Annotated in this window: 21 protein-coding genes and 1 pseudogene; 15 read left to right on the forward strand and 7 right to left on the reverse strand. The window is 67.9% G+C overall.

The window, feature by feature from the left end:
* Positions 1–100 precede the first annotated feature (100 nt).
* From ACZ6SF_RS28810 to ACZ6SF_RS28820, 3 genes are read left to right on the forward strand one after another with little or no spacing between them, the layout of a single operon-like run.
* Positions 101–1,450, forward strand: a complete 1,350-nt coding sequence (locus ACZ6SF_RS28810; RefSeq protein ID WP_466066264.1) for a hypothetical protein — start codon at positions 101–103, stop codon at positions 1,448–1,450.
* Positions 1,450–2,886: an acyl-CoA reductase gene (locus tag ACZ6SF_RS28815; protein ID WP_466066266.1), complete on the forward strand. Its 1,437-nt coding sequence runs from the start codon at positions 1,450–1,452 to the stop codon at positions 2,884–2,886. Before ACZ6SF_RS28810 ends, ACZ6SF_RS28815 begins: the two co-directional genes overlap by 1 nt.
* A 23-nt stretch (positions 2,887–2,909) precedes the next feature.
* Complete coding sequence (locus ACZ6SF_RS28820; RefSeq protein WP_466066268.1) at positions 2,910–3,311, forward strand: cupin domain-containing protein; 402 nt, start codon at positions 2,910–2,912, stop codon at positions 3,309–3,311.
* A gap of 49 nt (positions 3,312–3,360) precedes the next feature.
* On the opposite strand, the gene ACZ6SF_RS28825 is transcribed toward ACZ6SF_RS28820, so the two are convergent.
* The 3 genes from ACZ6SF_RS28825 to ACZ6SF_RS28835 all read right to left on the reverse strand — a co-directional run bounded on the left by ACZ6SF_RS28825 (position 3,361) and on the right by ACZ6SF_RS28835 (position 6,347).
* Positions 3,361–4,203 (reverse strand): DUF5995 family protein, encoded by an 843-nt coding sequence (locus tag ACZ6SF_RS28825; protein WP_466066270.1) that lies wholly within the window; start codon positions 4,201–4,203, stop codon positions 3,361–3,363.
* A 136-nt stretch (positions 4,204–4,339) separates the two neighbouring features.
* Complete coding sequence (locus ACZ6SF_RS28830; protein ID WP_466066272.1) at positions 4,340–5,680, reverse strand: sensor histidine kinase; 1,341 nt, start codon at positions 5,678–5,680, stop codon at positions 4,340–4,342.
* Positions 5,673–6,347: a response regulator transcription factor gene (locus tag ACZ6SF_RS28835; protein WP_466066274.1), complete on the reverse strand. Its 675-nt coding sequence runs from the start codon at positions 6,345–6,347 to the stop codon at positions 5,673–5,675. Before ACZ6SF_RS28835 ends, ACZ6SF_RS28830 begins: the two co-directional genes overlap by 8 nt.
* 115 nt (positions 6,348–6,462) lie before the next feature.
* On the opposite strand from ACZ6SF_RS28835, the gene ACZ6SF_RS28840 reads away from it, so the two are divergent.
* The 4 genes from ACZ6SF_RS28840 to ACZ6SF_RS28855 all read left to right on the forward strand — a co-directional run bounded on the left by ACZ6SF_RS28840 (position 6,463) and on the right by ACZ6SF_RS28855 (position 9,208).
* Positions 6,463–7,038, forward strand: coding sequence for a TerD family protein (locus ACZ6SF_RS28840; protein ID WP_466066275.1), 576 nt, complete (start codon positions 6,463–6,465; stop codon positions 7,036–7,038).
* 28 nt (positions 7,039–7,066) lie between these two features.
* Positions 7,067–7,747, forward strand: a complete 681-nt coding sequence (locus ACZ6SF_RS28845) for a TerD family protein (protein ID WP_466066277.1) — start codon at positions 7,067–7,069, stop codon at positions 7,745–7,747.
* A gap of 63 nt (positions 7,748–7,810) precedes the next feature.
* On the forward strand, positions 7,811–8,284 hold the full coding sequence (locus ACZ6SF_RS28850; protein ID WP_466066278.1) for an RDD family protein: 474 nt from the start codon (positions 7,811–7,813) through the stop codon (positions 8,282–8,284).
* A 108-nt stretch (positions 8,285–8,392) separates the two neighbouring features.
* Entirely contained in the window at positions 8,393–9,208 is an 816-nt protein-coding gene (locus ACZ6SF_RS28855) for an acyl-CoA thioesterase domain-containing protein (protein WP_466066280.1), read from the forward strand.
* 62 nt (positions 9,209–9,270) lie between these two features.
* Here ACZ6SF_RS28855 and ACZ6SF_RS28860 read toward each other — a convergent pair whose 3' ends face one another.
* Complete coding sequence (locus tag ACZ6SF_RS28860) at positions 9,271–10,092, reverse strand: alpha/beta fold hydrolase (protein ID WP_466066282.1); 822 nt, start codon at positions 10,090–10,092, stop codon at positions 9,271–9,273.
* Between the two features lie 312 nt (positions 10,093–10,404).
* On the opposite strand from ACZ6SF_RS28860, the gene ACZ6SF_RS28865 reads away from it, so the two are divergent.
* From ACZ6SF_RS28865 to ACZ6SF_RS28875, 3 genes are all read left to right on the forward strand, one after another.
* A complete protein-coding gene (locus tag ACZ6SF_RS28865) occupies positions 10,405–10,563 on the forward strand; it encodes a hypothetical protein (RefSeq protein ID WP_466066284.1) in 159 nt (52 codons plus the stop codon).
* A 425-nt stretch (positions 10,564–10,988) separates the two neighbouring features.
* The gene (locus ACZ6SF_RS28870; RefSeq protein WP_466066547.1) at positions 10,989–11,720 is read left to right on the forward strand and encodes a GTP pyrophosphokinase; all 732 of its coding nucleotides are present in this window, start codon (positions 10,989–10,991) and stop codon (positions 11,718–11,720) included.
* 122 nt (positions 11,721–11,842) lie between these two features.
* Positions 11,843–12,655 carry an acyl-CoA thioesterase domain-containing protein gene (locus ACZ6SF_RS28875; protein ID WP_466066285.1) on the forward strand — a complete coding sequence of 271 codons (813 nt, stop codon included), beginning with the start codon at positions 11,843–11,845 and terminating at the stop codon, positions 12,653–12,655.
* Between the two features lie 4 nt (positions 12,656–12,659).
* On the opposite strand, the gene ACZ6SF_RS28880 is transcribed toward ACZ6SF_RS28875, so the two are convergent.
* Positions 12,660–13,265, reverse strand: coding sequence for a PadR family transcriptional regulator (locus ACZ6SF_RS28880; protein ID WP_466066287.1), 606 nt, complete (start codon positions 13,263–13,265; stop codon positions 12,660–12,662).
* Between the two features lie 116 nt (positions 13,266–13,381).
* On the opposite strand from ACZ6SF_RS28880, the gene ACZ6SF_RS28885 reads away from it, so the two are divergent.
* The 3 genes and pseudogenes from ACZ6SF_RS28885 to ACZ6SF_RS28895 all read left to right on the forward strand — a co-directional run bounded on the left by ACZ6SF_RS28885 (position 13,382) and on the right by ACZ6SF_RS28895 (position 14,781).
* Positions 13,382–13,795: a nuclear transport factor 2 family protein gene (locus ACZ6SF_RS28885; protein ID WP_466066289.1), complete on the forward strand. Its 414-nt coding sequence runs from the start codon at positions 13,382–13,384 to the stop codon at positions 13,793–13,795.
* Positions 13,796–14,055: 260 nt separating this feature from the next.
* Positions 14,056–14,235, forward strand: a pseudogene (locus tag ACZ6SF_RS28890) (hypothetical protein); the annotation flags it as partial.
* A 93-nt stretch (positions 14,236–14,328) separates the two neighbouring features.
* Positions 14,329–14,781, forward strand: a complete 453-nt coding sequence (locus ACZ6SF_RS28895) for a cupin domain-containing protein (protein ID WP_466066549.1) — start codon at positions 14,329–14,331, stop codon at positions 14,779–14,781.
* An 85-nt stretch (positions 14,782–14,866) separates the two neighbouring features.
* Here the strand turns inward: ACZ6SF_RS28895 and ACZ6SF_RS28900 are convergent, their stop codons facing one another.
* Positions 14,867–18,388 (reverse strand): CHAT domain-containing protein, encoded by a 3,522-nt coding sequence (locus ACZ6SF_RS28900; protein WP_466066291.1) that lies wholly within the window; start codon positions 18,386–18,388, stop codon positions 14,867–14,869.
* Positions 18,389–18,865: 477 nt separating this feature from the next.
* On the opposite strand from ACZ6SF_RS28900, the gene ACZ6SF_RS28905 reads away from it, so the two are divergent.
* Both ACZ6SF_RS28905 and ACZ6SF_RS28910 read left to right on the forward strand, forming a co-directional pair.
* Positions 18,866–19,990: a cytochrome P450 family protein gene (locus ACZ6SF_RS28905; protein ID WP_466066292.1), complete on the forward strand. Its 1,125-nt coding sequence runs from the start codon at positions 18,866–18,868 to the stop codon at positions 19,988–19,990.
* A gap of 44 nt (positions 19,991–20,034) precedes the next feature.
* Positions 20,035–21,228, forward strand: a complete 1,194-nt coding sequence (locus tag ACZ6SF_RS28910; protein WP_466066294.1) for a metallophosphoesterase — start codon at positions 20,035–20,037, stop codon at positions 21,226–21,228.
* Between the two features lie 84 nt (positions 21,229–21,312).
* Here the strand turns inward: ACZ6SF_RS28910 and ACZ6SF_RS28915 are convergent, their stop codons facing one another.
* Entirely contained in the window at positions 21,313–21,927 is a 615-nt protein-coding gene (locus ACZ6SF_RS28915) for a DUF8020 domain-containing protein (RefSeq protein ID WP_466066296.1), read from the reverse strand.
* Positions 21,928–22,028 lie beyond the last annotated feature (101 nt).

Consider the following 22,028-nt stretch of genomic DNA (forward strand, 5'->3'; position numbering starts at 1 on the left):
CGTATTCCGTCCCGGGAGTGGTCGCCGGGTGCTAGCTTAATAGCACCTACGAGGTGCTATTAATTTAGAAAGCGAAGACGCTTCGCGAAGGGAGCCGCCCATGAGTTCCGCACTGGGGCGACTGACAGGTCTCATCGATGATCCCGATCGGTTCGATCACTCCGCGGCCGAGTTGCGCGCCACGCAGACGGCCGCGATCGACGAACGGTTCCGGGAACGCAAACACCGGATCAAACTGCTGGAACACCGCGCCGGGGAGGCGGGCGTCACCGAGGTCGGGCGATTCGAGGACGCGATCTCGCTGCTGTTCCCGCATTCGGTGTACAAGAGCTACCCGGAGAAATTCCTGATCGAGCAGCGCTGGGACCGCCTGGGAACCTGGCTCGGCACACTCGCACCCGTACCGGTCGGGCCGATCGACACGGCGGATCTCACCGATATCGATCACTGGATCGAGCGGCTGCAAGAGGCCGGGCACTATGTGTCCTGCTCGAGCGGGACCACTGGCAAATCCGCCATGCTGCGTGCGTCGGAACAGGATATGGCCTGGTCGCGCCGGGATACCGTCAACGTCTTCGCCTGGGGATCGGGGGTCCGTCCCGCCCGGGACCGGCGCATGATGGGCCTCGGATTGACGGCGGCGGTGCCCAAGAACCTCATCATCGGCACGGCGCAGCAGCAGGCTTATGGCGATCCGGACAAGGACCGATTCGCCCTGCCGATCCCGCCGCTCACCGTCGGCGCCCTCACCGGACAGGTCGTGCTGCGCAAGCGGATCGCCGACGGTACCGCCACGCCCGCGGAAATCGCCGATTTCGAACGCACTTCGGCGCAACGGCAGGAAGCGCTGGACCGGGCCCTGGTCGCGGGCGCCGAGGCGATGATCGAACACCGCCACGAGAAGCTCTACATCGCGGGTATGTGGAATATCCTGCACCAGGTCGCCGTGCTCGTCCGGGACCGCGGATTCGCGGCCGCCGATTTCCATCCCGACAACTGCCTCTACGTGGGCGGCGGTCTCAAACGGGCCCAGCTGCCGGCGAACTACCAGCAGTTCGTGCACGAGACATTCAACATCCCGCCGAACCGGGAGTTCCAGAACTATTCCATGCAAGAGCTGAATTCGGGAATGCCGAAGTGCCGGACCGGCGGTCGCTATCATGTGCCGCCGTGGGTGGTGCCCTTCGTCCTGGACGAGGCGGGCGAAACTCTGCTGTCCCGGACCACCGGCGAGGTCGAGGGCCGGGCCGCGTTCTTCGACCTCTCGCTCGACGGACGCTGGGGCGGGGTCGTCACCGGCGACAAGGTCTCGATGGATTTCTCTCCGTGCGCCTGTGGAAACCGGGGTCCGTCGGTAGCGGATTCCATCGTCCGCTACGCGGATCTGGCCGGCGACGACAAGATCGGTTGTGCCGGAACCGTCGACGCCTATGTTCGAGGACTCGCCTGATGACCGGCACACTCCGCGACCCCGCCGCCCTCTCCGCTCCTTTCTTCTTCCGGGGCGAGCTCGTCGCAGGCGCCGGGAACACCCACCGCTCCCGCGACCTGGGTGTCGCGTTCACGACTCCCGATATCGACCTGGACCGGGCGGTGTTCCCACGCGGTGAGGTGCCGCCGCTGCTGAATGTGCCGCTGCGGGAGATCATCGATTTCCTGGCCGAGGCCGGCCGGCGGATCCGGGATCCCCGTAACCCGTTCGTCGAGGACTGTATCGACCGGATGTCGGCCACCCATGTGCTGCCACGGGCGGTGCTGGCGTCGCAGGTGGCGGGCGCGGCCGCATACCTCGACGAGAAACTGTTGCGTACCGTCGTCGAACAGAATTTTCCCGATCCCCGGGCCCTGGACGAGTGGATCCCGAAGCAGGACTTCACCGGCCGGAAGAGTTATGTGCGGGCCTTCGCGCCACGGCTGCTCCACGTGTTGCCGGGAAACTCTCCCGGCGTCGCGGTGAAATCCATCGCGCAGGGTGCGCTGGTCAAGGCGGTCAATCTGTTCAAGATGTCGTCGAGCGATCCCTTCACGACCGTCGCCATTCTGCGGACGCTCGCCGATATCGACCCCACCCATCCGGTGGTGAAGTCGATGTCGGCCGTGTATTGGCGGGGCGGTGACGAGACTGTGGAGCGAGTGCTCTTCCGTCCGCAATATTTCGACAAGATCGTTGCCTGGGGCGGTGGCGACGCCATCGACAACGTGATCAAGTACCTGGGCCCGGGATTGCAGCTGGTGTCCTTCGACCCGAAGACCTCGATCTCGATGGTGGGCCGGCAGGCATTCGACTCCGATGAGACTCTCGATCGTGCCGTCGGTCTGGCCGCCGACGACATCATGGTGCTGAATCAGGATGCCTGTGTCGCGAGCCGTTTCGTCTTCCTCGAAGCAGATCAGGATGACGCGGACCGGTTCTGTGCGCGGCTGTATACCCGGATATCGGAGAAAGCCACCGCCTCGGGTGATGTGCGTCCACTCGATATGGAACTCCGGGAGCAGGTCGAAACCCTGGCGATGCTCGACGACGAATTCCGGGTCTGGGGCAGAACCGACGGCACCGGTGTGGTGATCCGCTCCGACGAGCCGGTCGACTTCCATCCGGCCGGCAAGACCGCCAACGTGGTCCGGGTGGATTCGCTCGACGACGCCGTCCGATACGTGAATGTGGCGACCCAGACCGTCGGGTTCTATCCCTTCGACCGGATGGCGCAGTTCCGGGACCGGCTCGCCGGCCACGGCGCGCAGCGAATCGTCCGGCTCGGGGAGGCCGGCCCGAGCACGATAGGAAACCCGCACGACGCCATGTATCCGCTGCATCGATTCGTGCACTGGATGGTGCACGAAGACGGTATCGGCGAGCACGACGGCCGCGACCCGCTGGACGTCTGATTTTCACGAAATGGAGAGATGCCGTGCCACATTCGAAACTGGACGAGCTGCCTGCGGGTGGCGGTGGACGCTGGCCCGCCTGCGGGGCGGGATTCCGCTCCGAGCAGTGGGGCGATATGGAGGTCGGATACACCACCACAGCGGGAGCGCGTGACTGTACCGAACTCTACAAAGCGGCGGGTCTGCCGGGAGGCGTGTGCCAGTGTCCGCACTACGGATACATTTTCGCCGGCACGATTCGGGCCACCTACCCGAATACGGATCTGCCGGATGAGGTCGCGACCGCCGGCGAGGCCTACTTCTTTCCCGCGGGACATGTGCTGATCTACGAGGAGGCCACCGAAGCGTTCGAACTCAATCCGGCGTTCGCGCTCCAGCAGTCGATGGACGCGATCGAACGCGCGGCGAGCAGAGGGGCGCGGTAGGCCGACGCCGGAGCTGCCGTGGCGCGGCCGCGAGAGGTCGTGCGGGGGTTCACAGAACTCGCACGGCGGCATCGATGGCTCTCCACATCAGGTCGATCTCGGCTTCGGTGACGGCGCGCAGGGCCGGACTCCGTAACGCCAGGCCGTTGGCGAAGTTGATCGCGTTGGAGCCGGTGAAGCCGAGCGCGACGATTCCGTTGCCCGCCAGTGCCTCGAGGGCCGGGACGACGGCGTCGCCGAACACCGCCGCGGTCGGGGCGACGATAACGGACCTGTTGCGCGCGATCGTGCCGAGAACCGTGAAGTAGTCATGCCGGTTCGCCGGCTGGGAGCCGATGGCGGCGACCACGTGGGGCATGTCCACGGTGAAATGAGCGTTGTACCCGGCCATCGTGACCTGTCCGAGCGACAGGTCGCAATCGTGGGCGAGCGCGAAATGGCGCGCCCATCGCGATTCGACGACACCGCCGCCGAACTCCCCGTGCAGGTTTCCGAGGAACCGGGTCATCACCTCGATGCTGAGCCGGTGGGCATAGTCGGGGTCGTCGAACTCCGACTCCCGGCGCTGAAGTGGCAGCACGGCGACCTGTTCCAGGGCGTCGAGGCCGATCGCGAACGTCGCGCGCCGGTCCTTCTTCCGGGCCAGTATTCCAGTGATCTTGTTCAGGCGGGCGGCGACGGCTTCCAGCCGTGGCAGGGACGGGCCGCTCGGCAGGGTGCCGAGATCGGACAGGTCGACGATCTCCGCCACCTCGGCGGCGTCCAGTGGTTCACCGCAGGCAGTGGTCACCCGGGCCGGCGGGGTTTCCGTGGCGGGCTGCGCCTGTGCCGGCGCGGCGACGATCGTCAGGCAGGCGAGAACGATGATGCCGCGAACGAATGTACTGCGCATGAACCGGATCGTAGGGATACCGGGAAACCGGTATCGCGCTGTCGCGCGAACGCTGGGCCGATATCCAGCCGATCCCGCCTGTTCACTGTGCGTTCCGACACGACCCCCGGATTCCGATCGCGGGGAAGGGGTCCGGTCAGTCGTCGGTGTGTTCGGGCAGGTCGATCTCGAGGCGGGCTCCGCCGCGGGGCGAGCTCGACAGTCGCGCGCTACCACCGGTGTGACGGGCGGCTTCGGCGATGATGGCCAGGCCCAGCCCGGCGCCGCCGTGGGTGCGGCTGCGGTTGTCGTCGCTGCGCTCGAAGCGGCGGAACAGCCGGTCACGGTCGGCCTCCGGGACCCCGTCGCCGTCGTCGTCGACCCAGAGGACAACGTGGTCGTTCTCGCAGCGCAGCGTGAAGTCGACGCGACCGCGCGCATGGCGGCGGGCGTTGTCGGTGGCATTGCGCACCGCCCGGGCCAGGAGGCCTTCGTCGGCGAAAACCCGGGCCGGTCCCACGGCCGCGATATCGACGGTGACACCGAGTTGGCGCAGCCGGGCCGCTTCGGCGAGGACGATATCGTCGAGGTCTACTTCGCCGCGGTTATGGCCCGGACCCTCCCCGAGGCGTGCCAGCAGCAACAGATCATCCACCAGACCGTGTAATCGCGCGGCCTCGCTGTCGACGACCCCGGCTAGCGACGGCAGATCGGTCGCCTCGGGATGGTGCAGTGCGACCTGCGCGTGCTGGCGGATGGCGGCCACCGGCGAGCGCAGTTCATGGGAGGCGTCGGAGACGAACCGCTGCTGCGCCCGATGCGAGGACTCGAGCCGGTCGAGCATCCGGTTCATAGTCGTCGCCAGCCGCGCGACCTCGTCTTTCCCGGCCGGTGGATCCACCCGCCGGGAAAGGTCCGCGCCGATGGATTCGGCATCGAGCCGGATGCGTTCGACCGGTCGCAGTGAGCGGCCGACCACCGCCCACATCAGCGCCGCGACGAACGCGCTGACCGTGGGCACCGCGGCGACCAGCAGCAGGGCCGCGGATCGCACCGCGGTATCGGCGTCCTCGAGGGAGCGCGCGACGACCACGGACTGCACCGCTCCCGACCGCACCGTGATCGGCGCCGATTGCACGACATAACCGTCCCCGCCGAGGGAGAAGCGGTCCGCGAACGGTACAGGCAGGGTCGGCCCCCCGGCGGAATCCCCTTCGGAGGTGGCGATCACGCGACCGTCCTGCTGGAGCTGGATGATCACATCGTCGACTTCCGAGGTCGGTAGCAAGATCGGACCGGCGGCGTTCTCCAGCCGGTGCTGTGCGTCCGCGGCGATCTGGGCGGCCTGGATATCGGCCGCATCCGCTTGCGCCGTGACCAGGGTGTGGCGGAACAACGCCAGGAAACTCATCGCACCGCCGGCCAGGACCGCCAGCACGACGGCCGTGGTCGTGACCGTGATCCGTACCCGCAGCGACGGCAGGCGCGGGCTAGACATCCGGCATCAGCCGATATCCCGCGCCGCGGATGGTGCGGATGGTATCGACGCCGAACGGTTTGTCGATCTTGGCGCGCAGGTGCGCGATATAGACCTCGACGATATTGGAATCACCGTCGAATTCGCCGTGCCAGACTCCGGCCAGAATATCGCTCTTGGACCGGATCACACCCGGCTCGCGGGCGAAGAACGCCAGCACCGCGAATTCGCGAGCGGTCAACCGCACCGGAGTGTCACCGCGGCGGACCTCCCGGGTGGCCGGATCGAGGCGGAGGCTGCCCACCCGCAGCGCGGTCGGGCGCTCCGGCCGGCCACGGCGGATCAACGCGCGCAACCGGGCCACGAGCACCGGGAAATCGGCGGGTTTGATCACGTAGTCGTCGGCGCCGGTATCGAGACCCTCGACCTGGTCCCATTCACCGTCCTTGGCGGTGAGCATGAGGATCGGTGTCCAGTTTCCCTCGTCCCGCAAGGTCCGGCACACCGCGTATCCGCTCATGCCCGGCATCATCACGTCCAGGATGAGCGCGTCGTAGCGCACCTCGCGCGCCCGCCACAGGCCGTCGGTCGCGGTGTAGGCCAGATCGACGGCGAAGCCCTCGGCCCGAAGCCCTCGCCTCAACCCGTCGGCGAAGCGGCTTTCGTCGTCGACCACCAGTATGCGCACGGCACCCAGTATGAATCGACGCCGCGCGGCCGCGCCGAACCGTCGTTAATGCTGGCTTAAGCATGCACCGGGCACCATGGCCGCGGCCGTTCACCATGAGAAGGAGTACAACGGGATGGGTGTGACCCTCGCGAAGGGTGGCAATGTATCGCTGTCGAAGCAGGCACCGGATCTGACCGCGGTGGCGGTGGGCCTGGGCTGGGATGTGCGGTCGACCACGGGCGCCGAGTTCGACCTGGATGCCAGCGCCATGGCGACCGGGCCGGATCAGAAGGTGCTCTCGGATCGGCATTTCGTGTTCTACAACAATCTGCGTTCCCCCGAGGGCAGCATCGAGCACACCGGCGACAACCTCACCGGTGCGGGCGACGGTGACGACGAGGTGATCAATGTCGACCTGGCGGCCACTCCGCCCACGATCACCAGCATCTTCTTTCCTGTCTCGATCCATGACGCGAACGCGCGGCAGCAGTCGTTCGGGCAGGTCCGCAATGCGTTCATCCGGGTCGTGGACCGGACGACGGGTTCGGAACTGGCCCGCTACGACCTGACCGAGGACGCCTCGACCGAAACCGCCATGGTCTTCGGAGAGCTCTACCGCCACGGCGCCGAGTGGAAGTTCCGCGCCATCGGCCAGGGGTATGCCTCCGGACTGGCCGGAATCGCCCGCGACTACGGCGTGAACATCTGACCTCCGTCCGCGATCGGGAGCACAGCCGATGGGCATCGACTACACCAAGCGCCGGGCGCCGTCCGCGGCGGGCGACGGGACTCCGGGCGCCGGCCCGCGCAAACTGACACTCACCAAACAGGAACGCAGCGTCGACCTCACCAAGAGCGGTGAGCGTCAGGGCGTGATGCGGGTGAATCTCAACTGGACGAGTCCGGAGCCGGTCGGCAAACCGGGCTTCTTCGCGAAACTGCTCGGCGCGAGCGGCAGTATCGACCTGGACCTCGGCTGCCTCTACGAACTCGCCGACGGCACCAAGGGAGTCGTCCAGGCGCTGGGCAACAGCTATGGCGAACTGAACAGGCCGCCGTTCATCGCGCTGGATCGTGACGACCGCACCGGCGCCGTGGCCGGCGGGGAAAACCTCCACATCAACCTCGCCGACCCCGCCGCGTTCCGCCGGATCCTGGTCTTCGCCATGATCTACGAGGGAGCCGCGAACTGGGCGGCGGTCGACGGTGTCGTCACCATGTACCCGACCGCCGGGCCGCAGATCGAGGTCCGCCTGGATTCCGCGGTCGACGGGGCGCGTATCTGCGCGGTCGCGCTCCTGACGAATACGGGACGCGGCCTGACCGTGGGGCGTGAGGTCGAATACGTGAACGGCAGCCAGGCCGATCTCGACCGTGCCTACCAGTGGGGTATGCGCTGGGCCGCGGGCCGCAAGTGAGGCCACCGGCCCGGTCGGCATGCCGCGCGGTTCGCACGGCCTCTATCACAAGGAAGATGCGCAATGAGCACAGACGGATACGACCCCCGGCTCGGAGCCCCGGCGGGGGCCGCCCCGGGCGGCCTGGGTAAGCGCGCGGGCGCCCGCTTCATCGACTGGATCATCGCCGGCGTTGTCGGAGCGATCCTGTTCTGGTTGCTGAACAAATCCGCTCACACCCCCGAATGGGTCTCCATCCTGCCCGGCGCGGGATTCGGGTTCCTGTACTTTCTCGGCTTCGAGATCACCACCGGCGCCACCCCCGGCAAGAAACTGCTCGGGCTGCATGTCGAAGGCGCCGGTGGGGCGGCCAGGCCCGGACTCAGGGAATCCGCCTTCCGCAACTCCTATATGCTGCTCAATCTCGTCCCGTGTATCGGCGGCGTGCTCTGGTTCTTCGCCGCCCTGGGGATAGCGGTGACGATCGGCTCCAGCCCCACCAAACAGGGCTGGCACGATCGTTTCGCCGACGGAACCCGGGTCGTCGAGGACCGGTAGCGCGAAGTCACGGTCGTAGCGGTCTCCGATCGCCGGCAGGGATCTCCCCAGCGCTGTAACGTGTTCCACTCCGAGCAGAGCGGGTTGTCTTCGAGGGGGACCGGGCAGGTGTTGAGCTTTTTCGCATGGCAGGACGGCTATCTCGCACCGCGATCGCTGGCGGTCAGTCCGTGGACGCCGAGCAAGCTGAGCGGGACCGGGATCTGCGGTCTGCTGGCTCGTGAGCTGGAAGGGCACTGCCCGGCGGGGTTCGTTCCGGCGCGGCTGACAGTGGACCTGTATCAGCCGGTGGACAACGCCGAGTTCGAGATGCGCAGCACGGTGATCCGGCGGGGGTCTCGGATCACCCTCGCCGACGCCGAACTGCGACAGCAGGGCCGATCGCGGGTGCGGGCCTCGGCGGTCTTCCTCACCACCGGCGACGAACCGGCAGGAGAGGTCTGGACCCCGGACACCGACCTGCCGATGCCGCCGTCCGGGTGCATGTCCCCCGAGGGCTCACCGCCGCTGTTCAAGAGCGGAAACACCGACTGGAGTACCGAGTTCGCCGCGCACCAGAACGCCGCGCGTAAGAGCGCCTGGTACAGCCTGCCGCCGCTGGTGGCCGGTGAAACGATCACCGCGTTCCAGCGGGCCGCGATCCTGGGTGATTCCACCAACCACATCTGCCACTGGGGTTCGGCGGGCGCGGGCTATATCAACGCCGATGTCACCCTTACTCTCTCGCGGCTGCCGATCGGGCACGAACAGGGTCTGCGCGCCGAGAACACCGTCGCCTCGGCCGGTATCTCGATCGGCACCGCCACCCTCTACGACCGCCGGGGCCCGGTCGGCACCTGTGTGGTGACCACGCTGTCCAACACCCGCCGCCAGATCGACTTCGCCGCGACCTCCGCCGCCGAACTCGCCGGCACATCCGACTGATCCGCCCCGGCGGCGAACCTGCGAAAACAGCTGCGACCTGTTCTGTAGTACTTGCGTGGGCACTACAGAACCTCGAGGAATCGGGCGACTGCGGTGGCCATCGCGCGGGGTGCGTCATCGTGGATCCAGTGGCCGGCGTCGGCGATCTCGACCAGCCGGGTGCCGGGCCTCCGGGCTGCCATCCGCGCGGCCAGCGGGGCGGGCAGCATCGGACTGTTCTCGCCGCGCAGCACCAGTGCCGGGCAGGTCGAACCGAGCCAGTCCGCCCACCAGTCGCCGATTCCGCTGGTCTGCACGTCCATCATGTCGTCCCAGTCGAACAGGAACCGGCGTCCGCCCGCTGGATCGTCGACGGTGCTCTGCAGGAAGTAAGAGGCGTCGGGGATGCCGCGTTCCCGCAGCGCGTGTGCCAGATCGGCGTCGGTGGGTGCGGAGACGGGCCAGCCCCGGACCGGCAGGACGGGATGCGGAACTTCCGGTTGCCGCACGACAGGCCCGATATCCTCGATGATCAGTGCCGACACCAGGTGTGGGTGGCGAGCGGCGAGCTGGTAGGCGGTGATACCGCCGCGGGAGTGCCCGAGTACGGCGACCGGTCCGAGATCGAGCTCGTCGAGGAGGCCGGCGGCATCGGCGACGAAATCCGCGCAGGTGTAGGTGCCGGCGCGGTCGCTGTAGCCGTGGCCGCGCTGGTCGGGCGCGATGATCCGGACGGTGTCGTGCAGAGCGTCGGCGAGTGGGGCGAAGATCGCGCCGCGACCGAAACTTCCGTGCAGGGCCAGTAACGGCGGTGCGGTGCCACCGAAGTCGGTGTAGCGGAGCTGTATATCGTTCACTGTCGTCGACCGGCCGGTGCGCATCCGGGCATGCTGCCACCCGGTCATCGGGGGAGGCGAACTCTTTTCGCTCTCCTCCCGGGTCGTGACCGCCGGGTCTCGTGCCGGGCGCCGCACAGGCTGTTGCCAGGATCGACGGGCAGAGTGGACCTCGATATGACTCGAGGAGGTTCCCATGATGATGTACGCGACTATCGCCGCCGGGTTCGCGGTACTGCTGTCGATGGTGTCGGCCGGCCACTTGGCCGCCGCCGCGCCGCGCACTCTGGTTCGGGTGCGCAACCGATGACGTGAGTTGCCGCTCCCTGCCGGCGCCGGCGCCCCCCGGCGAGGCGGATCGCGAAGGTTTTCACGCAGTGTGTGAGCCACCGGACCGCGACGGCCCGGGAGCGGGGGATCGGCAACCTGCTGTTCGATGTCTGGGTCGCGAATGTGTCCGCCCTGCTCAACGGCCGGTCGACCGAGGACGTCGTGGCGCGGCGAGTGCTGTCGGCAGCGCTGCTGCTGGGGTTTGGGTGACGCGACCCGCCACTCGCCGAGAGGTGTCGCGCGCCGCCCCGGTAAGTGGTAGCGGCGGAATGCCGCGTCGGCTCCGGTATGGCTCACGCATGATATCGGTCACGGAAGCGGCGCCGGCAGGGCCGGTATCCTGGTGGCGGGCCTGCCGGTCGTCTCCTTGGTGGCCGCCCGGTGCTCGGCGCGGCCGCCGGGGCGAGCGTCCTCGTACTGTGGGTGCCGGCAGTGATGGCCGGAGTCGTCCGCGTCGTCACCCGTGATGTCCGATGCTCCGCGCTCGCGGCCCGGCCGCGTGCGTCGCGCGGCCGGACCGTCCGGCGCGGGGGCGACATCGAAGTGCGGATTCCGGGCGAAAGGATGCGGTGGTGACCGGCGGTGAACTCTCCGGCAACGACGGAGAACTGGTGGATCCCGCGATCGTCGCCTCCATGGCTCGTCGGCGCGAGGAATTCGAGCGCTTCTTCATGGAGTACCAGTTCGCCGTCGACGAATTGCTCACCAAGGTGACGATCCTGCGCCGCGAGTTCATGCACCTGCAGCGCTACAACCCGATCGAACACGTCACCTCGCGGGTGAAGACCCCGGCGAGCACGCTGCAGAAAGCTCTCCGGAAGGGGATCTCCTCCGATCTCGAGACCATCCGTGAGCAGATCACCGATATCGCCGGTGTCCGTATCAGCTGCAGCTTCATCGCCGATACATACCGTGTACTCGAGACGCTCACCGCGCAGAGCGATGTGAAAGTACTCGAGATCAAGGACTACATAGCCCGTCCGAAACCGAACGGCTACAAGAGTCTGCACGCGATCGTCGAAATACCGGTGTTCCTGTCGACGGGCCCGGTCGATATCAAGGTGGAGCTGCAGATCCGCACGGTGGCCATGGATTTCTGGGCATCGTTGGAACACAAGATCTTCTACAAATTCGACGGCGACGTCCCCGCCCGCCTCACCGACGATCTCGCCGAGGCGGCACGGGTCGCCGACGAGCTCGACCGGCGGATGGAGGAATTGCACACCGAGGTCCACGGCACATCCGGACCGTCCGGCGATACCGGAATGCGTGCCGAACTCGACGAGCAACTACTCCGGCACTTCTCGGAGCGGGCCGATTCCGTCGGCGGCGAGGACACTCTCCCGGCGTCCGCCGGCCGCGAATAGACGAATGTAGATAGTCCGCGCTCTTCCGGAACCGCTACACTCGCTGGTGGACATGTGTCCAGACTGATGCTCGGAGTTTTCGCCGCCGCGCAACGACTCGGCAGTTCTCGGAGGAAGACGATATGGATAGCTCTCGCGCCGGTGTGTTCGATATCGACGGTGGTGCCTACGTCCCCACCTCTCGTGCGCGCGGTCCCTGGGGGGATTTCCTCAGCGGACAGTACGTGGGTGGACTGCTGAGCGTGGCCGTCGAAGGGTGCGTGGACGATACCGATATGCATCCCGCGCGGGTGACGATCGATCTGTCGGGTCGCGCGAAACTCGCGCCGGTCACCATCGAGACCCGGGTGCGCCGGCGGGGGTCGCGGATCCTGCTCGTCGATGCCGAGATGACCCAGGGGCGCGACACCGTGGTCGCCCACGCCCGCGCTCTCTACCTGCGGCGCAGCGAACAGTCGCACAACGACGTCTGGTCCAGCCCGATAGAGATGCCCGAATTGTGCGCACCCGAGGAATCCGGCACCGGCGATTCCATGGCGAGCGGCAGAATCTACAGCGCCGATGACCGCACGACACCCGGTGACAGTCTGCGGACCTGGGAAACGGACGCCCAGAAATACATCTGGATGACCTACACCACGCCGCTGATCGGCGATACGGAGATCACCCCGCTGACGCATGCGGTCATGGTCGCCGATTCGGCCAGTGCGGTGGCGCATTACGGGACCACGGGCCTGCATTTCATCAATGCCGACTACACCGTGGCCCTGTCGCGGTTGCCGGACGGGCCGTCGATCGGGATGGCGGGTGTGACGCACTACAGCGATGCCGGAATCGCCTCGGGCACCGTCGCGATGTTCGACAAGCAGGGACCGATCGGCAATGTCGTCACTACCGGGATCGCGAACGAGGGCTTCCGGCCGCGAACCCGGTGACCGTTCAGGTCTCGGATTTCGAATTCTGGGGTGGGCCCGGCGTCGTATCGGTGGTGACCGCGCGGCGGCGCTGCACGACTGCCAGGCCGAATTCGGCCCACCGGATGTTCTCCTGTTCGAAGGCGATGCCGCGCAGCAGCGTCAGGTACGGGCCGATATGCTCGGACTCGCTCAGATACGCGTGTTCGCTGCGTCCGTCGAGCAGCCGGGCCCGGCGGCGTTCGTAGCGTGCGAGTTTGGCCTGGGCCCAGCCCCTGCGTTCGATCAGCACGGCCTCGACGGCGTCGCTGTCGTGCGGGCTCATGCCCTGGATTTTCACCAGCATGTCGTCACGGATGACGGTCGGCTTGGTCGGTTCGGCGATGAACATGTGCAACATCTCGCGCCCGGCATCGGTGATCGAGTGCACTCGCTTGTTCGGGCGTTTCTCCTGTTCGATCACCCGGGATTCGATCAGGCCGTCCGCGATCATCCGCTCGAGTTCTTTGTAGAGCTGCTGCGGAGTCGCCATCCAGTAGTTCGCCACCGACGCGTCGAACACCTTGGCCAGGTCGTAACCGGAGGCTTCGCCTTCGATCAGTGCGGCCAGCACCGCATGTCGTAACGCCATTCGGTCACACTACCAGGATCTAATATTCAATTAGATGATCGATTGCTGCTGGACAGGGCTGCATGAATCGGGATAGCCTCGCGCCGAATAGTAAAAAAATTGACTAGGAGGCATCGATGCATCCGTTCCGAAGGGCGGTGGAGTCCGGGAACCTCGACACGGTGGAGGAACTGCTCGCCGAGGACGTCGTGTTCACCAGCCCGGTGGCGTTCGCGCCGTATCCGGGTAAGGCGGTGACCGCGGCGATTCTGCGCGCGGTGCTGCGGGTGTTCGAGGACTTCCGGTACATCCGTGAGATCGGCGGCGCCGACAGTCGTGATCACGCGTTGATGTTCGAGGCGAGGGTCGACGGATTGCAGCTGACGGGCTGCGATTTCCTGCACTCGGACACGGAGGGGCGCATCGATGAGTTCACCGTGATGGTGCGACCGCTCTCGGCCGCTCAGGCGCTCGCCACCCGCATGGCCGAGCAGTACCCACGTATCCAGCGGGAGGCCGAGGAGGCCACCGCGGGCAGCGCGGACGGCTGAACGCTACCCGTATCCCCTACGGTGCCGCGGTGTTCGGTCTCGTGCTCGTGCTCCCGGCGCCGTCGCCGCACACTGCTGGAATACCAGGGGGCCGATTGGCTCCGCGCCGATACGCGGTTCCGGGTGACGGCCGCCGGTCTCCTCGCCGGGTCCACGACACATCGCGGTCGATCACCGGGACACGTGGGTAGGTTGGGGCGGTGCCTACCGATCCGATCGTCCATTTGTTGCGTTTGTCGGACCTGCGGGCCGCCGGCCCGGTGATTTCGGGTTCGTCGCTGGAAACCGACGGCTTCCTCCCGTGCGCGCCGGACGAGGCGGCGATGCTGCAGGCGGCGAACACCTCCTACCTGGAGGAAACCGAGCCCATGGTCGCGCTGATACTCGACCCGGCGAGAATCGGCGCCCCGATCCGGTTCGACAGCGTGAGCTCTGAGCCCGGGCGTCCTCCGATCCCGAAGATCTACGGGCCCCTCGACCGCGCCGCGATCGTCGAAGTGCGGTACGCGCGCCGGGATGTCACCGGCGCCTATATCGGCCTCGAGCGCCGCTCGCCGCTGGTCGAATCCCTCGACCTGCTTCCGCATCCCGAAGGCGGCTGGTTCCGCGAAACCTGGCGCAGCGCCCACTCGTTCACACCGACCGGCTATTCGGGACAACGGGCCGCGGGGACGGCGATCTACTACGTGCTGGGTCCCGGCGAGCGGTCGGCGTGGCATCGGGTGCGATCCGACGAACTCTGGTTGTGGCATGCCGGTCTTGCGCTGGGCCTGACTCTCGGGGGCGACGGTCCCGGGCCCGGCGCCGGCGAGCGTGTTGTACTCGGTGGTGACGTATCGGCAGGGGAGCGGCCGCAATTGCTCGTCCCCGCGGGGTCGTGGCAGTCCGCCGAGCCCTTGCCGGGGGCCGCGGACGAGGTCCTGGTCAGCTGTGTTGTCGTGCCGGGCTTCGATTTCGACGACTTCGACGCGGACCCGGTGTGGTGAAGCCGTTGTGGCCGCGCCCGGAGTTCTGGAGGTCGTGACCGTGGTGATGTGCGACCACGGCGACGACGGCGGCACTCGAGCCGTTTCACGCTCCGGCGTGGAGGTGCGCGGCCCACAGCGAGGGAGTGGACGGAAAGGTGTCGCGGGCCGTGCGGACGGCCCGGTGCAGCGCGTAGGGCGCGCGGCCGATATCGACCGTCGTCGCATCGGGAGTGGGACGCAGGGCCGTATAGAAGTCGTCGGCGATGCGGACCGCGATATCGTCGTCGATTGTCCACAGTGTGCCGATGACATGGGAGTATCCGGCGAGCTGGAAAGCGGATGTCAGATGGATCGACTCGTCCGCGAGGTCGGTGTCGGTGCCGATGGCGGTATCGCAGGCCGACAGATACGCCAGCCGGGCCCGGTCGAGTTCGATCGGGGCGAGTGCGGCGACGGTGAGCGGTGTCGTGGCGTGATCGTGGAGCAGCAGCCGGCTGCGCGAGGGGTCGTCGGGATCGGTGGCTCCGTGACAGGCGAAGTGCACGACGGCGCGTTCCGGCAGCAGGTCCAGCACGGTGGCCGTCGTCGGGAGGGTATGCCCGGCCCGCGGACCCACCGGGGCACCGGGATCGCTCACCTCGTCTGGCTCGGTGAGGACGGTGGCTCCCGGCAGATGCGTGGCGACCAGCCGGGCCTCGTCGAGCACGTGGTGCAACCGCCCGTCGATCCCCGGAGTGGTGGGCATGGCCACGACGAGGGCCGGACCGGACGTCGGCGGGTCTGCGGCGGACGAGCGCCGGCGGCGCGCGTATCCGAGCGCGGCGACGGTGGGCGTATAGGACGACACGACGCGGTCCATCACCGTCGCTGCCTCCGACCCGGCCGGGTCGGCGTGATAGCCGGCCGCGTGGATCGGGAGTTGGCCCAGCAGTCCGCCCGGCGCCCACCACACCCGCGGTGCGGGTCGGTCGGACGCGATCGGCCGATGGAAGCCCAGCGCGTCGAGGACGGGACCGGTCGCGTTGTCCCACAACCATTCCAGTGTGGTGCTCACGTGTTGTTGCGCGGCTTTCCGCGCGGACCCGGTGGTGCCGTGCGCGGCGGTGTCCAGCGCCTCGCGGAAACCGCGGACCCGATCGGCCACGGCGGCCGCGGACAGAGCGGGCAGGGGCAGGTGGGCGACCCCGTCGGCGGTGAGCAGGAGCGCGTCGCTCCCGTACCGGCCGATGGCGAACGCCACCACGGGCCCGTGGCCGGCCTGCGCGACCAGTTCCGCGGTCGACGGTGGCAGTGCGAAGGTTTCGAATCCGGGTCGCGTCCGGATACGGGTGAGGATCCGGTCGAATTCGTGTGCCAGTCGGTGCCGATCCGGGGCCCGGCCGTCGGAACCGGCCGGAAAGTGAGTGGTCCCGGATCGGTTGAGCTCTTCGCGGAGGCGCTCGAAATCCGCGCCGAGGTCCGGATGCCGGTCCATGAGCTCGCTGGTATCCGCGCGGACCTGGACCGTGCGGTTCAGCAGGACGGCCCGGCCGGATTCGAGCAGACGGAGCGCCAGATCTGCCCGGTCGTGCTCGGGTACCCGCGGATTCCGCAAGGTCAACCCGGCGGCGTCGGCGGCGAATCCGCCCGATCGGCCGACGGCGTACTGCTGATCGGATCGTTCCAGCTGTCGTGGCGCGATCTCGGGTAGTAACCGGATCGCGTGCTCGATCAACTCGGCCGCACGGTCCGGCCGGGTGTCCGCGAGCAGGTCGGCGGCGGCGCGGGCGGCCAGAATCCGGTCCGCCGGGGGTGACACGGGAGATCGCTGCGCGTCCAGGAAGACAGTGGTGGCCTCGTCCCGGTCGCTCGGGGAGCCGGTGCGCCAGAACCGCATCATCAGGGCGCCCCCGAGCCCGATCAGCCGGTGGGCGAGTGCCGGGTGGTCGGTGGGTGTGATGCTCGCGGCCTGCCGCAGCCCGTCGACGGCCTCGTCGAGATCCGCCGGAGTTCTCGTCTGTTCGTAGCGGGTCCGGACGGCACGCCCGAGGTTGCTCAGCATGCCCGGCAGGTCGGGCTGGCCGGTGGGTGTCGCGACGACGGCCTGCCGGTACAGATCGATCGCCGCTTCCAGATCGGCCGAGTCGGTCGTCTGCTCGTATCGGTCCGACAGGGCGTTTCCGAGATTCATCAGCAGGACGTTCATGGTGTGGTAGCCGGTCGGAGCGGAGTCGACCGCGGCGCGCAGGCTGGTGACGGCCTCATCCAGGTCCGATCGTGCTCCCGTGCGCTGGAACTTTTTCCGCAGTGCCGCGCCCAGGGTCGCCGACCGGCCCGCCCGGGTGTCGCCGTCTCCCGAGGGGGCGGTGGCGGCCTGCCGGGCCATGCGGACTGCCTCGTCCAGATCCGTCATGGAACCGGCGAGGTCGAACCGGTCGACCAGCGCCCGGCCGAGGCTGCTCGCCCGGTCGGGGTATTCGGGATCCGCCGGGAGCGTCTCCGCGACCGCCTCCCGGCCGATCCGGATCGCCTCGTCCAGATCCGCGGGGTTCCCGGTTCGCTCGAAATGGGTCCGCAAGGTGAATCCCAGGCCGAACAGGTACCGCGCACGCGCGGGATGGCCTGCCGGGGCCGCCGCCACCGCCTGCCGTCCCGCGTCGACCGCCTCGGCCAGATCGGCTGTCTCACCGGTCCGCTGGAACCGGCTCAGCAGCGCTTCGCGGAGGGTGTTCATGGAATCGGCGCGGCCCGGATCGCCGGTGGGAGTACCGGTTGTCGCCTGGCGTACGAGCCGGACGGCGGTATCGGCGTCGGCCCGGTCGCCGGTCCGCTCGAAGCGGGACCGTACGCTCTGCCCGAGTAGATGGTGAAGTTCGGTTCGCAGACTGTCGGGCAGGGTCGCGGGCATGGCGGACAGGGTCTGTTCGCCGAGCCGGATGGTCTCGTCCAGATCGGCCGCCGCCTCCGTTCGCGCGTACCTGTCCGCGTGTGCCGCGGCGAGCTGTATCAGGCGCACGCTGAGCAGTGGATCGTCCGCCGCTGTGGCGGCCACCGACCGGTGTCCGAGCGCGATCGCCTCGTCGAGATCGGTGAGCTGCCCGGTGCGCTCGAATCGGCTCTGCAGGACGGTGCCGAGTTTCTCGGTCCGGCCGGCGAGGTCCGGATCGCCGTCGGCCGTGCGTGCGACCGCTTCCCGCAGGAGCAGGACCGCGTCGTCCAGATCGGCCGGGTCTCCGGTGTTGTCGTATCGGATGCTCACACTGGTCGCGACGGCTGTCAGCACGACGGTACGGAAGGCGATCCCGGCCGGGAGGACCTCCAGCGTCCGGTGTCCGAGCAGGATCGCCTCGTCCAGATCGGCCGCCGCTCCGGTCCGGTCGAACCGGAAAATCAGAGCCCTGGCCAGGTGGTATCGGGTTCCGGGATAGTCGGGGTGGTCTGCCGGGGTTTCGGCGGCGAGCTTCCGGCCGATCCGGATCGCGTTATCCAGCTCGGCAACGGTTTTCGCGCGGTTCACTCGGTGCCGAAGGGCGCCGAGTGGGCCGAATTCGGCTCGGCCGACGGCGGCCAGGAAGCCCAGCTGTCGCCGGAAGTTCTCGACGGCGCCGAAGAAGCCGGATGTGCCATCGCGCCCGCTGTCGGTCATCGTGCCCTCCCCGGATGCGTTGCCACGCTGGTTCTCGGACGGCTCGCAGCGCACCGTGTCCGGCGATTGTGACGAACCGGCGCCGCTCCACCCCCAGGGCGGTGTTCCACCTGTCTGCACACGATACCGGCCGGATGCCCGACGGGCTTCGGCACAGAAAGCGCGCGACGCCGTCCGGGCGAAATAGCGGACCGCGTATTGCAGTTCGAACACGAAGTGATTCATGCCGGGCGGTTGGTCCGGATTACGCGCGGTCCTCGAGTAGTCTCGCCCCGGCGTTCCGGTGGCGTCGGCAGAGCCGCTTCCGGCGCCGTATCCGCCCGAACACCTGGAGTGACACAGTTGTTTTCGCCTGCGCCCGATACTCGGTCCACCACGTTTCCGATCGTTCACGGATCACCACAGAGCACCGACGGGCCACGGGTTCCGTTCTACGCCGAGGAGATCGCCCAGGCCCCGCACCGTTTCTATCGGGAGATGCGGGAGCGATACGGCGCGTTGGTGCCGGTCGAGCTGGCACCCGGCGTTCCGGCGACCCTCGTCGTCGGCTATCACACGGCGGTGCGCATCCTCAACGACCCCGAGCACTTCCCGGCGGATTCCCGTATCTGGCAGCAGGATATCCCGCGCGACTGCCCCGTCCTCCCGCTCCTGGAATGGCGCCCGTCGGCGGTCCGGAACTCCGGTCCGGTGCACACGCGGTACCGGCAGGCGACCGTGGCCGGGATGAGTGGAGTCGAGCTGTTCTCCATCCACAGCCGGGTGGAGAAGATCGCCGCACCGCTCATCAACGCTTTCTGCACCACCGGGTCGGCGGAACTCATCGCGCAGTACGCGTTCCCGCTGACCTTCGCGCTGATCAACGACATTCTGGGCTGTCCGGCCGAGATCGGCCAGCGTGCGGCGGCGGGGATGGCCGCCATGGTGGAGGGATCGGGTGCGGACGCGGGTTCGGGCGGTGCCATGCTGGAGCAGGCGATGGCCGACCTGGTGGGTCTCAAGCGCGCCGAGCCCGGCCCGGACATCGTCACCCGGATGGTGCGTGACCCGGCGAACCTCGACGACGAGGAGATGATGCACAACGTCCTCAGCTTCTACGGAGCGGGGATCGAACCGCTGCAGAACCTGATCGTCAATTCGCTCCGGCTGATTCTCACCGACGAGCGGTTCGCCGGCGGCATCATCGGCGGGAGCCTGTCGACCCGGGACGCGGTGGACGAGGTGCTGTTCACCGACCCGCCGGTGGCGAACTACGCGGTTTCCTTCCCTCGCCAGCCGGTCCTGATCGACGGCGTCTGGCTGCCCGCCCATCAGCCGGTGATGATCAGCATCGCCGCGTGCAACAACGACCCGGCCATCGAGACCGGGGAGTACACCGACAACCGCGCCCACCTCGCGTGGAGCATCGGAGCACACACCTGCCCGGCGAAGGAAGTGGCCTATCTGGTGGCCCAGGAGGCGATCGACCAGCTGCTCGACGCCCTACCCGAACTGCGTCTCGCGGTCCCGGCGGAGGAACTCACCTGGCGCCCCGGGGCGTTCCAGCGTGCGCTGACCGGCCTGCCGGTGGAATTTCCCGAATCGGCGCCGCTGACGATCTAGCCGCCGCGGCACCCGGGCGCGGAAATCGAATTAGGATCGAGACGGTGAGCACTTCGCCGCCGGATACCACGATCCCCTCGGAATCACGCACGATACGCGGACCCCTGCGGGCACTCGCGATCACGATGACCATCGTCGCCGTTCTGCTGATCCTCTTCGTGGTCCCATGGTGGACGCTGGTGATATCCGGAGCCCGGTGGCCGGCACCGGTGGTGGCGGTGGGAACAGCGGCCTTCGCGATCTCGTTGGTGGTGCTGCCCGCGACACTGGTATCGGGTCACGGCCGCCATCTCGACCGCGCGGGCCGGATCGGCGACACCCTGCTGGGAATCATCTGGGTCCTCTTCGCGTGGTCGGTGATCGGTATCGTCGCGCGGCTCGTACTCGGACTCGTGGGCGTGGACGATCCGGTTCGCTCCCGCGCAGTGGCCGCCGTGGTCCTGCTGGTGAGCGTGGTTCTCCTGATCTGGGGCTATCGGGAGGCCATGCGAATTCCCCGGGTCGAATACGTGGACGTTACCGTGCCGCGACTCGGCCGGGGACTGGACGGCATCCGGGTTGTCGCCGTCACCGATACCCATTTCGGCCCGATCGACCGGACGGCGTGGTCGGCCGGAGTCGCCGCGGCGGTGAACGAACTACGTCCCGATATCGTCGCCCATGTGGGCGATATCGCCGACGGGACCGTGGCCCAGCGGCGGGTGCAGGCGGCGCCGCTCGCCACCATGGAGGCCGGGCTCGCGCGGGTCTATGTCACCGGTAACCACGAGTACCTGGGAGAGGCGCAGGGCTGGCTCGACTATATGGATTCGATCGGCTGGCGGACTCTGCACAACGACCACATCGTCGTCGAGCGCGGCGGCGACCGGCTCGTCGTGGCGGGCGTCGACGACGCCACGGCGAAGTCGTCGAAGCTCGGCGGTCACGGTGCGAACTTCGAAGCCGCTCTGGCCGGGGTCGATTCCGGGCTTCCGGTGCTCATGCTCGCCCATCAACCCAAGCAGGTCGCCGAATCCGCCGCGGCCGGTGTGGACCTCCAGATCGCCGGCCACACCCACGGCGGGCAGATCTGGCCGTTCAACTTCCTGGTCCGCCTCGATCAACCCACCGTGCACGGGTTGAGCCGGCACGGCACACGGACGCAGCTGTACACCAGCCGGGGTTCCGGCTTCTGGGGTCCTCCGTTCCGGATCTTCGCGCCCAGCGAAATCACGGTGATAACGCTTCGTTCCGCCTGACCTCGGCGGGCACCCGGCGATCCGGCGGTCGTGAGCTGCCCGCCGCGGTGTCGGCGACCGGCGCCGCCGCTCACTCGCTCGCGGTCACGGCTGCCCGCCGGCGAACGCCTGTACCGCGCCGAGGAACTCCGGGCCGCCCATGACGTACCCGCCGACGGTCCCGCCGATCAGCACACCCGCCGGGATGCTGATCCCCCAGATCAGGGGCAGGCACGCGCCGAGGAGTCCGCCCACGATGGCACCACCGACCACGCCCGGCAGATTCTTGTCGATCTGCTGCCTGAGCCGATCGTAGGAACTGATGTTCTGCAGGTGCGCGATATCTTCGGCGGTCGGGGCGGGGGTCAGCGTCAGGGTGCGTCCGTCGGCGCCGATGTGCTGTGCGATCGCGATGGAGCGCTCACCGAGGACGAACCGCCCCGGCACCTCGGTGACCGTCGCGCCGTCCCTGGAGGTCAGCATCACCGCACCGTCGCGCGCGATCCGGAACACGCCGTTCTCGACCGTGGCCACAACGACACCGGCGGCCGGAACGGTGACCCGGTAGCCGATTCCGTGATCCACACCGGTCACCGTGTCCGGCGCGGTGACCGTGGCCGGATTCTCCGCTGCCGCGGGATCCGCGTGGGCGGTCCCCGCGGTGATGGCCACCGCCGAGATCGCCAGAAAGGCAGCGGCAGTGATTTTCTCGAACGTCATTCTTCGAACCCTCCACTCGGCTACCCCTGTTGGGCGGATCGAGACAGACCTTAAGCGGTGCCGAACCGAATGGTGGTGACGCCACACGCGGTTCGGGTCAC

Source organism: Nocardia sp. NPDC049935 (assembly GCF_055586645.1).

Excerpts from the sequence above, each read along its gene's own strand:
- ACZ6SF_RS28825 (WP_466066270.1), bottom strand. The coding sequence starts at position 4,203 with ATGCGCAGTACATTCGTTCGCGGCATCATCGTTCTCGCCTGCCTGACG.
- ACZ6SF_RS28880 (WP_466066287.1), bottom strand. The coding sequence starts at position 13,265 with ATGGCGTTACGACATGCGGTGCTGGCCGCACTGATCGAAGGCGAAGCC.
- ACZ6SF_RS28860 (WP_466066282.1), bottom strand. The coding sequence starts at position 10,092 with ATGACCGGGTGGCAGCATGCCCGGATGCGCACCGGCCGGTCGACGACA.
- ACZ6SF_RS28900 (WP_466066291.1), bottom strand. The coding sequence starts at position 18,388 with ATGACCGACAGCGGGCGCGATGGCACATCCGGCTTCTTCGGCGCCGTC.
- ACZ6SF_RS28850 (WP_466066278.1), top strand. The coding sequence starts at position 7,811 with ATGAGCACAGACGGATACGACCCCCGGCTCGGAGCCCCGGCGGGGGCC.
- ACZ6SF_RS28885 (WP_466066289.1), top strand. The coding sequence starts at position 13,382 with ATGCATCCGTTCCGAAGGGCGGTGGAGTCCGGGAACCTCGACACGGTG.
- ACZ6SF_RS28810 (WP_466066264.1), top strand. The coding sequence starts at position 101 with ATGAGTTCCGCACTGGGGCGACTGACAGGTCTCATCGATGATCCCGAT.
- ACZ6SF_RS28830 (WP_466066272.1), bottom strand. The coding sequence starts at position 5,680 with ATGTCTAGCCCGCGCCTGCCGTCGCTGCGGGTACGGATCACGGTCACG.
- ACZ6SF_RS28875 (WP_466066285.1), top strand. The coding sequence starts at position 11,843 with ATGGATAGCTCTCGCGCCGGTGTGTTCGATATCGACGGTGGTGCCTAC.
- ACZ6SF_RS28840 (WP_466066275.1), top strand. The coding sequence starts at position 6,463 with ATGGGTGTGACCCTCGCGAAGGGTGGCAATGTATCGCTGTCGAAGCAG.
- ACZ6SF_RS28870 (WP_466066547.1), top strand. The coding sequence starts at position 10,989 with ATGGCTCGTCGGCGCGAGGAATTCGAGCGCTTCTTCATGGAGTACCAG.
- ACZ6SF_RS28845 (WP_466066277.1), top strand. The coding sequence starts at position 7,067 with ATGGGCATCGACTACACCAAGCGCCGGGCGCCGTCCGCGGCGGGCGAC.
- ACZ6SF_RS28905 (WP_466066292.1), top strand. The coding sequence starts at position 18,866 with ATGCGGGAGCGATACGGCGCGTTGGTGCCGGTCGAGCTGGCACCCGGC.
- ACZ6SF_RS28815 (WP_466066266.1), top strand. The coding sequence starts at position 1,450 with ATGACCGGCACACTCCGCGACCCCGCCGCCCTCTCCGCTCCTTTCTTC.
- ACZ6SF_RS28915 (WP_466066296.1), bottom strand. The coding sequence starts at position 21,927 with ATGACGTTCGAGAAAATCACTGCCGCTGCCTTTCTGGCGATCTCGGCG.